General features: G+C 62.2%; 13 protein-coding genes. 9 read left to right on the top strand and 4 right to left on the bottom strand.

The window, feature by feature from the left end:
• Together ORL50_RS14135 and ORL50_RS14130 are read right to left on the bottom strand one after the other, a co-directional pair.
• Positions 1–503, bottom strand: a 503-nt coding sequence (locus ORL50_RS14135) for an NHL repeat-containing protein (protein ID WP_266015786.1), incomplete at its 3' end; no start/stop codon positions are given.
• Between the two features lie 34 nt (positions 504–537).
• A complete protein-coding gene (locus ORL50_RS14130) occupies positions 538–1,758 on the bottom strand; it encodes a helix-turn-helix domain-containing protein (protein ID WP_266015785.1) in 1,221 nt (406 codons plus the stop codon).
• 367 nt (positions 1,759–2,125) lie between these two features.
• Between ORL50_RS14130 and ORL50_RS14125 the strand changes: the two genes are divergently transcribed.
• From ORL50_RS14125 to ORL50_RS14110, 4 genes are all read left to right on the top strand, one after another.
• Positions 2,126–3,418, top strand: a complete 1,293-nt coding sequence (locus ORL50_RS14125; protein WP_416236032.1) for a sialidase family protein — start codon at positions 2,126–2,128, stop codon at positions 3,416–3,418.
• Positions 3,415–4,026 (top strand): hypothetical protein, encoded by a 612-nt coding sequence (locus ORL50_RS14120; RefSeq protein WP_266015784.1) that lies wholly within the window; start codon positions 3,415–3,417, stop codon positions 4,024–4,026. Before ORL50_RS14125 ends, ORL50_RS14120 begins: the two co-directional genes overlap by 4 nt.
• Positions 4,027–4,056: 30 nt before the next feature.
• Positions 4,057–6,093, top strand: coding sequence for an LTA synthase family protein (locus ORL50_RS14115; RefSeq protein ID WP_266015783.1), 2,037 nt, complete (start codon positions 4,057–4,059; stop codon positions 6,091–6,093).
• 105 nt (positions 6,094–6,198) lie between these two features.
• Positions 6,199–8,418 carry an LTA synthase family protein gene (locus tag ORL50_RS14110; protein WP_266015782.1) on the top strand — a complete coding sequence of 740 codons (2,220 nt, stop codon included), beginning with the start codon at positions 6,199–6,201 and terminating at the stop codon, positions 8,416–8,418.
• A 26-nt stretch (positions 8,419–8,444) separates the two neighbouring features.
• On the opposite strand, the gene ORL50_RS14105 is transcribed toward ORL50_RS14110, so the two are convergent.
• Positions 8,445–9,572: a GGDEF domain-containing protein gene (locus ORL50_RS14105; protein WP_266015780.1), complete on the bottom strand. Its 1,128-nt coding sequence runs from the start codon at positions 9,570–9,572 to the stop codon at positions 8,445–8,447.
• Between the two features lie 252 nt (positions 9,573–9,824).
• Complete coding sequence (locus tag ORL50_RS14100; protein ID WP_266015778.1) at positions 9,825–10,865, bottom strand: GlxA family transcriptional regulator; 1,041 nt, start codon at positions 10,863–10,865, stop codon at positions 9,825–9,827.
• Positions 10,866–10,972: 107 nt separating this feature from the next.
• On the opposite strand from ORL50_RS14100, the gene ORL50_RS14095 reads away from it, so the two are divergent.
• The 5 genes from ORL50_RS14095 to ORL50_RS14075 are packed head-to-tail and all read left to right on the top strand — an operon-like array spanning position 10,973 to position 15,781.
• Positions 10,973–12,022, top strand: coding sequence for an ABC transporter substrate-binding protein (locus ORL50_RS14095; RefSeq protein WP_266015775.1), 1,050 nt, complete (start codon positions 10,973–10,975; stop codon positions 12,020–12,022).
• A gap of 15 nt (positions 12,023–12,037) precedes the next feature.
• On the top strand, positions 12,038–13,105 hold the full coding sequence (locus tag ORL50_RS14090; RefSeq protein ID WP_266015773.1) for an ABC transporter ATP-binding protein: 1,068 nt from the start codon (positions 12,038–12,040) through the stop codon (positions 13,103–13,105).
• Entirely contained in the window at positions 13,102–13,944 is an 843-nt protein-coding gene (locus ORL50_RS14085; protein ID WP_266015772.1) for an ABC transporter permease, read from the top strand. The genes ORL50_RS14090 and ORL50_RS14085 overlap by 4 nt, the downstream gene beginning before the upstream one ends.
• Positions 13,941–14,729, top strand: coding sequence for an ABC transporter permease (locus ORL50_RS14080; protein ID WP_266015770.1), 789 nt, complete (start codon positions 13,941–13,943; stop codon positions 14,727–14,729). The genes ORL50_RS14085 and ORL50_RS14080 overlap by 4 nt, the downstream gene beginning before the upstream one ends.
• A gap of 38 nt (positions 14,730–14,767) precedes the next feature.
• A complete protein-coding gene (locus ORL50_RS14075; RefSeq protein WP_266015768.1) occupies positions 14,768–15,781 on the top strand; it encodes a proline racemase family protein in 1,014 nt (337 codons plus the stop codon).
• Positions 15,782–15,890 lie beyond the last annotated feature (109 nt).

The following is a 15,890-nucleotide window of genomic DNA, read 5'->3' as shown; positions in this document are numbered from 1 at the left end:
CCGGAAGTCGGGTCGACTTGCCGCAGTTCGCTCTCATCCCCTTCCCACGTGGCATGCCACAGCTGGCCTTCCACCCAGGTGACTCCCGTGACGAAGCGGTTGGATTCCAGGGTGCGCAGGATTTTACCGTTGGCGGGATCGATCTGATGGATCTTGCGCTCGCGGTACTCGCCCACCCACAGCGAGCCTTCGGCCCAAGTCATGCCGGAGTCATTGCCGCCGCCCGGGGCCGGGATGGAGTTGAGCACCTCGCCAGTCGCGGGGTCGATTTTGTGAATCTGGCTCTCGGCGATCTGATACAGGTGCTTTCCGTCGAACGCCGTGCCGGCGTCGGCAGCCACATCGATCGAGCGCACGGCCCGACCATCCGCCGGGTCAAGGACATTGAGTGTTTCGCCTGTGGCAAACCACACGTACTGGCCGTCCCAGGACACTCCGTGGACGCTTTCGACGCCAGGAAAGGGGCCGTACTCATCAAGGACTTCAGCGCTTGAGTTTTTCATTTCGGTGTTCCTCCGCTTGGTGGGTGGGTTCATCCTAATCACCGGGCAGAGGAGCCGGGAGTAACAAGGTCGTCGCGAAACCCGGCATAGGCGGCGTCGTCCAGCGCCTTGCCCGGCCCTGACCGAACGACTGCACCTTGCCCGCCGCCGCGAGTGCATCAAGCGCGCGCTGCACGCTGCGCTGGCTGGCACCAAGGGCCAGCGCCAGGGCCGAACTCGACCACGACTCACCGTCGGCAAGGTACGCGAAAAGCGCCGCGTATTTGGCCTCGACCGGGGGCATCAACAACACCAGGTCCGCGCAAATCAGCGACTCCAGGGCGTAGCCACTGCGCGTCGCCGTGACCCCGGCCAGGGGTTTGAGCGCTGCCCGCAGACGTCCGATCTCGACGCGCAACCGTGAGCGATGGGACTCATCGCTGAGCTTCAAGCGGAACGTGCGGGCAATCAGGGTTTCGCGCGACACATCCCCCGGCCAGGCTTCGCTGAGCACCCGCGCGAGGGTGAACAACACCGGGCGGGTGGCCAGGGACACCGACATCCCGACTCCACGCACCGAGTAGCGGCAGGCATCCACTACCAGGGTGGCCGACCCCAGCAAGGCTTCGACCTCGCCCAACACAAGCGGGCGCTCTGTGCCGCGAACCAGCAGCAGTGCGGCGGGAGCCTGCAACACCTCCGCGGCTCTTTGCACCTCCGCGGTCAGCGCGGCAATGCCTGCTTCCTGCGCGGCATGAGCGGCCCTGGCCAAGGCTGCCCGTGCCTTGTCGGTTTGCAGGCGGCGAATGGCGATTGCGCTGATCACCAGCTCATGGGTCGCTCTCAGCGCGGGCGGCAAGGGTCCAGGATCGAGCTCGGCGAGCATTGCGTCGGCTTCATCCAGCTGGCCGATCAACAGCAACCGGCGGATCTGCAGATACCGCGCATGGGCCGCGTTGACTCGGTCACCCTGGGCCTGCAAGGTGATGCGCGCAGCCTCCAGCGCTTCAGTTCGCCATCCCAGGTCCCGCGAGGCCAGCGCAATCTCGGCCTCGGCCACCACACAGCGGGCCCGGGCCAGGGTTTCCTTCGGCCCAAACGCCCGGGCAGCCCGACGCACCAGCGCTCGGGCACGCACCAGATCGCCCAGCTGCGCCATCGCAATGCCCCGCAGCGCCAGCGCCGGCGCATCTTCGCGCAGCGCGATGCGGTCGAGTGCGCCGAGGGGATCCCCGGCCGCCAGAGCTCGTGCCGCTGCGGTGATCAACGAATCCATCGGATGACTCCAAGGTGTGGGCAGTTGCAGGTCAGTCTAGTCGTGACCTCCCGGGACTGGGTTCGGCACAAATCCGTAGGAGCCCGGCTTGCCGGCGATGGCGATTTCGAGGACGCCCTCGGCTCCCGATCACCGTTGATCGCACGAGGTTCTAATATCACCAACCCAAAAACGAGATTAAGGCACTTCAGCACAAACGGCCCACCGCTCTAATCAGACACTTTCGCCCCGATTCCCAAACCCCTTCGGCGAAATTCCGCACAGATACAAACATCTGCTTACAAATCAGCTCCTGGCTAAACAGCGGATATGTAACTAGTAATGATAGGTTACCGCGCTCGATCAGGCCCCTGAGATGCCGAGCCGTATGATGCGCATCAATCGTCCCCGCCTTGCCATTTACTTCGCTCTGGCATGCCTGTTTACGGGTGCATGGTTTACCCACCCTGGCGCCGTCCACTCCTCGTTTGCCCTGATGAGCCCGGTGATGGCCGTGGCCGACAAAGTGGCCAAGGCCGTGTACACCAGTCGCTTCGCCTCTTCCGGACTGGTGGATTTCGTGCACTCTTCGGCGGTCACCGCCCTGCCCGACGGCAGCCTGATGTCGGTGTGGTTCGCTGGCACCCGTGAAGGTGCCGCAGACGTGCAAGTACGCTCCGCCCGGTTTAACGCCAAGACCGGCGAATGGGGCGCGGAGCAAGTCCTGGCAACCCGCGAGTCGACACAGCAAGGCACCCGCAAATACATTCGCAAGCTGGGCAATCCGGTCGTCGCCCTGGCGCCGGACAATCGCCTGTGGCTGTTCTACGTCTCGGTGTCGATGGGTGGTTGGGCTGGCAGCGCGGTCAACGTGATGGTCTCCGAAGACTTCGGCGAGAGCTGGTCCGCGCCGCGTCAGCTGATTACCTCGCCGTTTCTCAATATCAGCACCCTGGTGCGTTCGGCGCCGGTATTTCATGCCGATGGGTCGATCGGCCTGCCGGTGTATCACGAGTTCCTCGGCAAGTTCGCCGAGTACCTGTACCTGAGTCCCGATGGCAACGTCATCGATAAATTCCGCATCAGCCGTGGCACCAATTCATTGCAGCCAACGGTCGTGCCGCTGGATGGCCAGCGGGGTGTTGCCCTGCTGCGTTATGCCGGCGAAACCCACCATCGGGTCCTGGCGACCCGGACCGAAGACGCCGGGCAAACCTGGAGCGAACCTTATCCGCTCGACCCGTCCAATCCGAACTCTTCGCTCGCTGCGGTGGCCACTCCGGAACACGGTTTGCTGGTGGCCCTCAATGACCTGCGCGAAGGACGGTTCAAGCTGAGCCTGTACGGCACCGATGCCAAGATGGACGACTGGCGATCCCTGCGCGACCTGGATAAATCCCCGGACCCTGAAGGCGAGCCGTTTTCGCCGCAGGCCTACAAGGAAATCATCGGCCACGAATTTCGCGACTCCAGCGGTGCGTTGCGCCAACCCCTGGAAGCGCAGTTCCTGAGCAATCTGGACACCCGGGTCTGCACCAGTCGCGGCTGCGAGTTCGAGTATGAGTACCCCTACTTCATTCGCAGCCCCGACGGCATGTATCACCTGGTGTATTCCTGGAACAACACCTTCATCAAGCACGTTACCTTCAACGATGCCTGGCTGTCCGAGCGTTTGAAATGATCAACCTGTGGCAAGCCCATCTCAGTTTCGCAATGATCATTTTCCTGCTGCTGCCCGGTTTCGGCCTGGACCGGCTCTGGCGTGGGGCGCTGTTGCTGGCCTTGCTGGCTGCCAGTTCTATCCCCGTGGACGGTTTGACCCTGGCCGCTTATCTACGCAGCCACATCGATGACCTGGCGATCACCACGATGATCTTCATGCTGTGGGCGTGCCTGCGCCGCCTGGACCTCCTGGCACCGGCGCCGCGCGGCTATGTCGGGGTCCTGATGATCTTCGCCGCCATGGCCCTGCTGCTGTATCCGGCCACCCTGGGCTTGAGCTACGTCGACCCTTACCGACTGGGCTTCAGCCCGCGCGTGCTGCTGACCCTGATTGCCTTCTTGACGCTCGGCCTGTACTACCTGCGCAACGGCCTCGCGGTGGCCATGCTGGCCGGCGCAACCCTGGCCTTCATGGTCGGGCTGAAACCTTCACATAACTATTGGGATTACCTGGTGGATCCGCTGCTGGGCCTGTATTGCTGCGCTGCACTGCTGGTGCTCGCCACTCGCCAGGCTTATCGCTGGCTGACCGGTCGGCGCGGATCCGCAGGGCACAGATCCACTTGAGATTTAAACGACTTGAACAGGGGAACAGGGATGGGTTGGTTGCAATCGAGACGCTTGCATTACTGGTTGGGCGCGACCGCGATCGTGTTTGCGCTATTCGCCGTACTGCGCGTGGTGTTCTACTTCGGCTTTTCAGGGTTTGCTTCAAGTGACCTCAGTAGCCAGCCCGCCATTGTTGAAACCCTGGGCATCGGCTTTCGTTTCGACTTGCGCCTGGCCATCCTCACCCTGCTGCCCGTGGCAGTGCTGGCCTGGATACCGCGCTGGAACCTGACCACCAGCCGCGTGCTGCGGCATGTTGCCAGGGCCTATCTGGTCGTCGCCCTGAGCATCCTGCTGCTGATCTACATCATCGACTTTGGCCACTACGCCTATCTCGGCGTGCGAATCAACGCCACCGTGCTGCGCTTCATCGAAGACGCGCAGATCTCCCGCGACATGGTCTGGCAGACGTACCCGGTGATCTGGATCAGCCTCGGCTGGCTGGCCACCGTGGCGCTGGTAACCGTGGCCCTGGTGCGTCTGGAACGGGTCACATTGGACCGCCCGCGCAAAGTCATTCACCCGCTTTCCGTCACCTGGGGCAGCGCGTTGATGGTGGTGCTGGTGCTGCTGGGCATCCTCGGCCGGGTGGAAAACATGAACCTGGAGAACCCGGTTCCGCTGCGCTGGAGCGACGCGTTTTTCTCCAGCAATAACCAGATCGCCGCAGTGGGCCTGAACCCGGTGATTTTCCTCTATGACACGGTCAAGGTTGGCCAGTCGCGCTACGACGAACAGCAGGTGCGCGAGCATTACGCCGTGATGTCGCGCTACCTGGGCGTCGACCAGCCGGACCCGCAAAGCCTCAATTTTGTTCGCCACCAGGCGCCACAACCGTACAAAATTCCCGGCTCGCGCCCACCGAACGTGGTGTTCGTGATGCTCGAATCCCTGGGTACCAGTGCCGTCGGGGCCTACGGCAATCCGATTGACCCTACGCCCAACATCGACCGCCTGGCCAAGCAGAGCTGGTTCTTCGAGCATTTCTACGTGCCAGTGACCGGCACCGCAAAAACCGTGTGGGCGAGCATCTCCGGGGTGCCCGACGTCACTCGCCAGGAAACCGCAACACGCAACCCGCTGATCACCCAGCAGAACACCCTGATCAACGCCTTCACCGGCTACGAGAAGATCTACACCATCGGTGGCAACTCCGGCTGGGCCAACATGAATGCGCTGATTCGCCAGAGCATCGATGGCGTGCGGCTGTACGAGGAGCGCGACTGGAAGGCACCCGTAGTGGATGTGTGGGGCATTTCCGATCTGGATCTGTTCAAGGAAACCGACAAGATCCTGCAAGCCTTGCCCGCCGACAAACCGTTCTTTGCCTACGTGCAAACCGCCGGCAATCATCGCCCTTTCACCATTCCCAAGCTCAATGACGGGTTCGAGGTCAAGCATCCGACCCTGGCCGAAGTCCAGGCCGCCGGCTCGCGCAGCGTCGAGCAGTACAACGCCGTGCGCCTGCTGGACTTCAACATCGGGCGCCTGATGGAAATCGCCAAGGCCGGCGGCTGGTACGACAACACCATTTTCGTGCTGTTTGGCGATCACAACACCCGCATCGCGCAGATCCCGTTCCTCGCCCCGGCCTACGAGCAGCTGGGCCTGGAAAGCAACGCGGTGCCGATGATCATCCACGCCCCGGCATTGCTGGGCTCACGCACGGTCAAGGAAGCCGTAGGCCTGGTGGATTTACTGCCCACCGTCGCCGGCATGGCGGGCCTGGAGTTTCGCAACAGCGGCATGGGCCGGGACATCCAGCAGCCCGCCCCCGAAGGCGAACGCGTGGTGCCGCTGGTGCTGCGCGAAGGCACCTTCCCGCTGATTGCCGGAGTCACCCAGCACTACATGGTGCAGATGGAACACGACGGCAGCTCGCCGACCCTGCATGACTTGGCTTCGATGACGCCGCTGGATGACGTGGCCCAGCAGAACCCCGAGGAGTTCAAACGCCTGGTGCAGTTGACCCGGGGCATGCATGAAACCTCAAGGCTGATGCTGTACCAGAACGTGCGCAAGTAACGGCCAAGCGAGTGCCGGCAAGCAAATGTGACCTTATATATCCGGGCCAGTTTTGCCGGCACTTGATACCATCCAGCACACTTGTGTGACGATTTAGTGGCTGGAATGCATTTTGTGAACATCATCCGTCTCGGGTTGCAAAAACCCTACGCGCGTCTTATCGCCCTCATTGGCCTGGTGCTGGTGCTCCCGCTGTGCCTGCGAGCGGCCCTGGGCTGGGCAAATCCCCACGGCTACCTGTCGGACTTCGCCATCGGCAGTTTGCTGGTGGTGCTGCTGCATCGGCGTCCCTGGTGGCTGGCGCTGCCGGTATTACTGGCGTGGGGTTTCCTGCTGGTGGCGAGCGCCGAGCTGGTCAGTGCCGTGGGCCGGCTACCCAACGTCTCGGACGTGCATTACCTGATCGACCCGCAGTTCCTGGAAAACTCCACGGGTGGCGGTTTTGCCCAACCGTGGCTCGCCGCCACGCTGCTGGTCGCGCTGGGCCTATGGTTGCTCTGTCACTGGTTGGCGCCCTCGGCTGCCGCGCCCCCCCTGCCCCGTCATGCCTGGAGTGCCCCGCTGCTGCTGTTGATCGCTCACTGGGGCGCGCAGCACCTGCAGCCTACCGATGCCGATCAGTGGCGGGTGTTCAACCTGCCCCATCAATTGCTGGCCGCGGGTACGGGCAATGTGCAGATGGCCGTGGAGGAATGGCTGGAGGGCGACGTCGTCGACGTGCCGCCGCAGATGGCCGGCCTGGTCCAGCTCGACCTCGACGGCCAACGGCTGTTGACCGGTCGCGGCCAGGCGCGCAACGTGCTGGTCATCGCCCTGGAAGGCATTCCCGGCGCCTACATCGGGGCCAACCGCCAGGCGCTGCACAGCAGTTATCAGGAGAACCTGATGCCGCGGCTCAGTCGCTGGGCGGAACGCGGCATGAACACCCCTGACTACGTGCTGCACAGCCACCAGACCATTCGCGGCCTGTACGCCATGCTCTGCGGTGACTACGACAAGCTCGACAACGGCACCCCCAAGGGCGTCGAGATGCTCACCCAGAGTGCCCGCAACCAGGACTGCCTGCCGGCGCAGCTGCGCAAGAACGGCTTCGCCACGCACTACCTGCAGGGTGCCGGGCTGCGTTTCATGGCCAAAGACAAGATCATGCCGCACATCGGCTTCGACACTACCCTGGGTCTGGAATGGTTCACCAACGCCTCCTACCTGGACTTCCCGTGGGGCAAGGACGACAAGGCGTTCTTCGAAGGTGCGCTGGACTACGTCGGCCAGCTCAAGAAACACAAACAACCGTGGATGCTGACGCTGCTGACCGTAGGCACCCATCAGCCCTACTCCGCCCCTGAAGATTATCTGCAACGCTACGACACCCCCAAACAGGCGGCCGTCGGTTATCTGGATGATGCCCTCGACCAGTTCCTCAGCGGCCTGGAACGCCAGGGCGTGCTGAAAGACACCCTGGTGGTGATCACTTCCGATGAGTCCCACGGCATCGATGGCGTGCGTCTCGCTTCATCCTGGGGATTCAACCTGACGCTCGCGCCCGATCAGGCGCAGTTGCCTCACATCAAGCCCGGGGTGTACGGGCATGTGGACTTGAGCACTTCAATCCTCGACTACTTTGCCCTGCCCGTGCCTGCCACCCTGAGCGGCCGCTCGCTGTTTCGCGACTATGCGACCGGGCGCGAGATCATGTCCTACACCAACGGCAACCTGCGCTACCACGATGGCCAGGGCACTTTCACCGAGTGCGATTTCCAGCAACGCTGCCGCTACTACGCCAGCGAAGGCTTCATCGCCGACCGGGCTAAACTGCTCGGCCAGTACGGTGGCCAGCGCGCCCGGCAGATTGCCGCCCGCGCCACCGCCCTGGACCGGACCCTGATGCAAACCCCGCTGAACCAGCGATATCAATTCGGCAGCCCGGCGAGCATTCCGCTGCAGGCACAGATCAAGGACGACTGGGCTGATAACCTGATTGGCGCGCAATACCTGGAAATGCCCAAGGGCTCGCACACCCGGGTGCGCCTGACCGTACGCTCGGTCGACAGCCAGGAAAATGCCTACATCCTGCTCAAGACCAAGGAATTCGAACAGGAAGTGCAGGTCGGGCTGCCGGCAGAAATGCTGGTCACCGCCGACCAGCCGCTGGAGATGGACTTCAGCTTCGACAATCCGCAGTCGCGCAAGGCGTTTTCTTTCCACTTGCTGGGATACGGCACGGGCGCCGTCGAGGTCAGTGATTTCAGCGTGATTACCGAGTTGCCCGGACAGGAAGAACCGGTTGGCGAAACCCTCGATGATGATACGGCGGAGTCGAGCTGAAGCCTGTTGTAGGAGCAAAGCTTGCGTTACTCCGACACCGCCACCTGATTGCGCCCGCGCGCCTTGGCCCGGTACAGCGCCTTGTCCGCGTTGTTCATCAGGCTGTGCAGGTCGTGATCTTCGCTCGCCATCGAGGCGACTCCGAGGCTGGCGGTGATGCAGTGCACCGGCCCGGTCATTGACCCGGCGATGGAGCGCGTCACCTGCTCGGCAATGTCCAGCGCCACCTCGATCGAAGTGTCCGGCAGCAACACCGCGAACTCCTCCCCGCCCAACCGTCCATACACATCCGTAGGCCGGAACGACTTGCTGATCACCACCCCCATCTGCCGCAACACCTGGTCCCCGACCTGATGCCCGTAGGTGTCGTTGATATGCTTGAAATGATCCATATCGAGCATCACCACGCACAGTGGCAGCCGATGGTTCTTGCAGTGGCTGTACAGCTGCTGCGCATGCTCGAAGAAGGCGCGCCGATTGTTCAGCCCGGTGAGCTCGTCAGTCTGGGCGGCGCGGGTGGAAATGCTGTGCGCCTGCTCCATCTCCCGGGTCAGGCGAAACGCCGTTTCCAGGGCCTGGGACAGCTTGCGCGTCGCGCCGGCGACAAACGAGGCGAACACCAACACTGCCAGGGCCATACCCACCTGAGTCGCCGATGACTGATACAACAGCCAGACTGTACAGGGCAGCAGCACCAGGGCAATCGATGCCAGGGTCATCTGGCTATAGGACGAATAACAGGACACCGCGCTGACTGACATCCCCACCGCAAACAGCATTACCAGCGCCTGGGACAACAGGTCGCCCGACGGCATCACCGCCAGCGCCCCGACGCCCCAGATGCCGGCCGACAGTACCAGCGTCAGCCAGTACACACGCTCCCAGCGTTGCGGGGTACGCTCAATTTCAGGGCTGTGGAAATAGGCGATGAACATCCCCAGGCGCAATAACGAAGACGCCGACAACAGCGCGATCCAGGTAAAGACTACGCGGTGATCCAGGCTGTCCCAGCACAGCCAGCACAACATGATAGCGGCCAGGTAACTGCCAAATACCGCCGACACCGACTGGTGGAACAACTGGTGCAACCGGTCCGCACGCACCTGCTCGGCGATCTTCGATTCCTGGTCGTACCGAGGCCCAATTCGATCCATATGATCCGCCTGATCATGCTGCCGCGAAAAACAGCGATTGTGGCACCTCGCCATTTCGCTTATCAACGCGTAAGCGCCCTTTGAAAAGGATTTGACGGCAAGTCTAGCTGACTTGGAGGCCGATGAACTGTGGGAGCACAGCTTGCTCGCGATGACGTCGATCCAGTCAATCAGGATCTCCAATGCCAGGCCGCCATCGCGAGCAAGCTTTGCTCCCACAGTGACCTGGCCGCTCAAGCTTTAATCCCACAGTCAGCCAGCCCGCTCCTGCCGCTGGAACTGGCGCGGAGACAAACCAAAACGCGTGCGAAACTCGCGGGAAAAATGCGCACCGTCGGCAAACCCGCAATCCATGGCAATTTGCGTGATGCTGCTATGACTGTTCAGCAGCAACCAGCTGCCGTATTCCACCCGCAACGAGCGTTGGAACTCCATGGGAGAAATGCCCAGCGACTGCTGGAATGCCCGAGTCAGTTGCCGACGCCCCAGGCCGACATAACGCGCAATGGCGTCCAGCGTGGGCAGGCTGTCCATGCGCTGCTCGATATAGTGCGCGGCCTGGCGCACCCGCTCGTCCTTGATGTCCGCCAGGTTTGCATAAAAGTGCGCCTGGGGCTGCCGACCTTGGCGAATGCCTTGCAGCATCATGTGCCGCACGGCCTGCTGGGCCTTTTCCCGCCCGCAGTGCCGCGCCACCAGATACAAGCCCAGGTCAATCGCTGCCGTTGACCCGGCGCAGGTAATCAAGTCGCCTTCGTCGATGAACAGATGATCCACCGCCGCCGGCGTCTTCGGAAACCGTGCTCGAAACGCATCCAGAACGTTCCAGTGCACGCACACCGAGCGGTTGCCTACCACCCCTGCCTGGGCCAAGGCGAAGGTGCCGGTGCAGATACCCAGCAGCCGGGTACGGCTGTGCGCTGCGCGTTGCAACCAGTCCCGCAACTGACCCGGCAAATGCGTGTTGGGGTAATCGTTACCGCCGCAGATGGCAACGTAATCGAACTGCTCAAGGTCTTCGTCCAGCGCACCGGCGACCTCCAGCGTGATCCCGGCGCTGGAGGTTCGCGGCAAGCCGTCAACGCTCATCACGCGCCAGCCAGTATGGATCTGCCGACTGGCGCCGCCGATATCAGCAGACAGGCGCAATACATCCACAAATCCGGAAAACGCCGCCAGGGTGAATTGGTCGAGCAGCACCAGGCCCACCGACAATTGCGGGCGAGTGCCCACCTGCACATCGGTGCCGTTGGATACATGGAAATCGTGATGATTCTGAGTCATTTTGGGCATGACCCAACTATTCAACTTTAAGACCCCGTTGTGCAAGCGCTCGTAGCGCCGTTACGAGCAAGATGCAGACAAGGGGAACAGCTCGACTACGCCCCAGAGGACATGAGATGAGCATAAAAAACCTTAACAAAATCACAGTCGCGCTATCGCTGGCGGGCTGCATCTCCTCGCAAGGCGCCATGGCGGAGCAGCAGAAGCTGACCGTCGCGTTGTACGGCGGCAACTGGGGGGATGCCTTCCTCAATTGTGTTGCAGAACCTTTCACCAAAGCCACCGGCATTGCCGTCGCGGCGGAAGTCGGCACCTCGACCACGACCCTCGCCAAGCTTCAACAGCAGAAATCCAGCCCCACCATCGACGTCGCGTGGATGGATGGCGGGATCAGCGAACTGGCGTATGCAGCGGGCGTACTCGCCGACCTCGACCCGGCAGCCATTCCCAACCTGAAAAACGTCGAAACCCAAGGGGTGTACGCCGAAGCAGGCCACACCTTCGCCGTCAGCAGCGGCTTCTATTCCCTGGGCCTGACCTACAACACCAAGGAAATCAAAGAGGCTCCGGGCAGCTGGAAAGACCTGTGGAATCCCGAGTACGCCGGTGCGATAGCGCTGCCCTCGCCCGCCAACTCTTCCGGGGTGCCTTTCGTATTCTTCATGGCCGATGTCTGGGGCATTGATCGAGCCGATCTGGCACCGCTCTACAGCAAGCTGGGCGCCCTGGACACCGCGCTGTTTTTCGACAGCTCGGGCGCAGCCACCAATGCCTTCCAGAGTGGTGAAGCGATCATCGGGGCGCACTTCAACGTCGGTGCCTGGGACCTGATCGACAAAGGTGCACCGATTGGCTTCACCATCCCCAAGGAAGGCGCCTGGGCGACTGATGCGCGCCTGCACCTGATCAAGGGCGCGCGCAACAGCAAGGCCGCCGAGCAGTTCATCAATACCGCACTGACCCAGGAGGCGTCGTCCTGCCTGGCCAGCAAACTGTACCTGGGCCCGGCGGTGAAAGGCGTGGAAGTGTCCCAGGACGTCGCCCGCAAGTTGCCATGGGGCGCCAGCGGATCGATCAAGGACTTGCGCCTGTTCGACTGGGCCCAGATCAATGCGCAGCGTGCCAGTGTCACCAATGACTGGAACCGCAAAGTCACCGCCAAATAGCTCAAGAGGTCTGCAATGCCAGTTTTATTGAGCATCGACAGCGTCTGCAAGAACTTTGGGCCCTACCAGGCACTGGACAACATCAACCTGCAGATCGAGCAAGGCGAGTTCATCGTGCTGCTCGGTCCCAGCGGCTGCGGCAAGACCACGCTGCTGCGCTCGATCGCCGGCTTCATGCAGCCTGACTCCGGGACCATTGCGATCGATGGCCAGGACGTCAGTCGCTTGCCGCCCTACCGTCGGCCATTGAACACGGTGTTTCAGAACTACGCGCTGTTTCCGCACATGACCGTGTTGGAAAACGTCGCCTACGGTCCGCGCCGCCAGGGTGTCAACCGCAGCGAAGCGGGCGAGCGGGCACGCGAAGCGCTGGCACTGGTGGGCCTTGAAGCCCTGGGTGATCGCTACCCTCGCGGTATGTCCGGCGGACAGCAGCAGCGTGTGGCGCTGGCACGGGCCATCGTCAATAAACCTAAATTGCTGTTGCTCGACGAACCCCTGTCGGCGCTGGACATGAAGCTGCGCAAACGCATGCAGCTGGAACTCAAGCATCTGCAGGCGAAGCTGGGGATCGCGTTCATTTTCGTCACCCACGATCAGGAAGAAGCGATGACCATCGCCGACCGTATCGTGGTGATGAATGCCGGACGCATCGAACAGACCGGCTCCAGCAGCGCCATTTACAGCGCGCCGGCTTCGCGATTTGTCGCCGACTTCATCGGCGAGGCCAATCTGATCGAGTATCAGGTCACCGGCAACGATGAAATAAGCCTGGGCGTTCGCCAGCAACCGCTCACACGCGATACCCGCGAAGTCGCGGCACACGGCGTGGCAGTCCTGCGCCCGGAACATCTGCAGGTGCTGGATGCTGCAACGCCCGAGACGCCCGGTCGGCACGAAATTCACGGCACCATCAGCGACATCGTCACGGTCGGCAGCCATACGCTGATCCATGCCCTGATTGACGGGCAAATGATCGTCGCCCGCACCATGGGTTTTCCCGGCCCGCAGATGATTGCCGGCAGTACCGTGCGCCTGGGCTTCAACCCCGCTCATCTGCACCTGATCGGGGAATCGCTATGAAACGCAAGACGCTCGCCCCGCTGCTGATGCTGTTCGCAGCCCTGGCATTTTTCGCGGCGTTCTTTCTTGCGCCGTTCGCCGTGGTGATCTTCGCCAGCCTGACCAAGGGCGCTGACCAGGCCTTCACCCTAGATCACTACATCCGGGTGTTGGGCGATCAGTACCACTGGGACGTCATTCTGGTGACCTTCCGCATTGCCGCATTGACCACTCTGGTGTCGTTGCTGCTGGGCTATCCGCTGGCGTGGTACCTGGTGCGCGTCGTCAAGTGGCGCGCCTGGCGTCGCGCTTGCGTGATCCTGCTGGTGGTGCCGATGTTCACCAGCAACATCGTGCGCTCGTTCGGCTGGATGGTGTTGCTGGGGCGCAAGGGCCTGGTGAACCAGAGCCTGATGGATACCGGCCTGATCGACACCCCGGTGCGATTCCTGGGCACCGAATTGGGCATCCTGATCGGCATGGTCTACATCCTGCTGCCGTTCATCGTCCTGGCGGCCGGCAACGCCCTGGCGCAGGTCGACCCGGCCTATGAGCAAGCCTCCGAAGACCTCGGCGCCAGCCCTCGGGCGACGTTTTTCCACGTCGTGCTGCCGCTGACCATGCCCGGGATCATCTCCGGCTCGATCATGGTGTTCACTCTGGCAGCCAGCGCCTATGTCACCCCGGCACTGCTGTCTGGCGGGAGAATCTCGGTGCTCTCGATGTTGATCTTCCAGCAATACAGCTCGGTATTCGACTTCAACTACGGCGGAGCGCTGAGCGTCGTCCTGCTGATCTTCACCCTGGTCATGGTCGGCCTCGCCGGTCGAGTTGGCAGTGTCAGAGGGAGCAATCAATGATCACTCGAATGCTGGTTCGCCTGATCGCCTGGGCAGTGCTCGGCTACATGCTGCTGCCGCTGGTGGTGATCATGGGAGTGTCGTTTACCGCAACGTCGTTCCTCGCCTTCCCGCCTCAAGGCTGGACGCTGGATTGGTACGCCAAGATGCTCAGCGACCCGAGCTACGTGGCCTCGTTTGCCACCAGTACGCTGCTGGCGCTGGTCGCGACATTTGTCGCAGTGCTGCTCAGCGTCCCTGCCGCCCTGGCCATTGCGGGTTACGAGTTCGCCGGTAAAAACGCGATCCTGGCCGCCCTGACTTCGCCGCTGGTGTTCCCGCATATCGTCCTGGGTGCGGCGCTGTTGCAGTTCGGTGGCTACTTCGGCTTGACCCGCAGTTTCCTCGCGCTGCTGATCGGCCACACGATCATCATCTCGCCATTCGTGTTGCGCTCGGTGCTGTCGATGCTCACGCCAGAACAGCGGGCACTGGAAGAAGCGTCCAGCGACCTGGGCGCAACACCCTGGGCGACCTTCTTCCTGGTGGTGCTGCCACAGATCCGTCCGGGGATCGTCACCGGGTCGATCTTTGCCTTCATCTCGTCGTGGATCAACGTCGAGCTGTCGATCTTCAACACCACCCCGGACTTGAACACCATCCCGGTGAAGCTCTTCAACTATGTGCAGTACACCGTCGACCCGACGATCGCCGCCGCCTCCGGGGCAACCATCGTCGTGGTGGTCCTCGCCGTGATAATCCTCGACCTGTGCATCGGTCTCGACCTTTTGTCAGAACGCAAATAACCCCCCACACCTACACCCCGAAAGCCAGGAGTTCAGTCATGCGTATGCAAGACACGTTCGATGTCATCTATACCCATACCGAAGGTGAACCACTGTGCATCGTGCACAGCGGCATTCCCTACCCCGCAGGTTCGACCATTCTGGCCAAGCGTGCCTTTCTTGAGCAGAACTACGATTGGCTGCGCAAGGCGCTGATGCAGGAACCGCGCGGCCACAAGGACATGTTCGGGGTGTTTCTCACCCCGCCGTCGAGCAGCGAGTTCGACGCCGGCCTGATCTACATGGACGGCAGCGTCTATTCGCACATGTGCGGTCACGGCACCATCGCCGTGAGCATGGCCATGGTTGCCCTGGGCCTGGTGCCGCGTGGCGCCGATGGCATCACCAAGATCCGCTTTGAAACCACCGCCGGGCTGGTCGTTGCGGAAGTTGCCTCCGAAGGCGACACCGTGCTCTGGACCCGTTTCGAAAACGTGCCGGCTTACGTGGCGGCCCAGGACATTCCCGTGCACCTGCCCGGCTACGGCGACCTGAAGGCCGACCTGGTCTGGGGCGGCAATTACTTCGGCATCGTCGACCTGACCAACTGCGACCTGCGCATCAGCCCGCAGAACGGCAGCGAGCTGTCGCGCCTTGGCCTGCTGGCTAGGGACCAGATCCAGAAACAGCTGAAGATCCAGCACCCGACCGAGGAGCACATCAACGACCTCAACTTCATCACGTTCTGGCACCCGGCAACCATCGACCGCGCGTTCTACAAGAACGTCCACGTGTTCAGTGCCGGCCAACTCGACCGATCTCCAGGCGGCACGGGCACGAGCGCGATGATGGCAATGTTCGAAGCACGGGGAAAACTCGGCCTGAACCAGCCGATCCTGTCTGAAGGCCTGCTGGGCAGCGGCACGTTTGAAGGTTGCCTGTTGGGCGAAGTCGACCTCAACGGCACCCGCGCGGTGCGCCCAACCGTCAAGGGCACCGCAAGTATCCTGGGGACCTCGCGCTGGGTTATCGAGCGCAACGATCCGGTTGGAGCAGGTTTTGTAGTGAACTGACCCGTGCCGGCGCCTGTGGGAGCAAGGCTTGCCCGCGATGGCAATGGTTCATCCAGCAATGATGTTGACTGGCTTGACGCCATCGCGAGCAGGCTCACTCCTACAGGAC

The organism is Pseudomonas sp. RIT-562 (assembly GCF_026241895.1).
In the GTDB taxonomy this organism is placed as follows: Bacteria; Pseudomonadota; Gammaproteobacteria; order Pseudomonadales; family Pseudomonadaceae; genus Aquipseudomonas; species Aquipseudomonas mandelii_F.
This window is presented reverse-complemented; position numbering and strand designations above follow the sequence as displayed.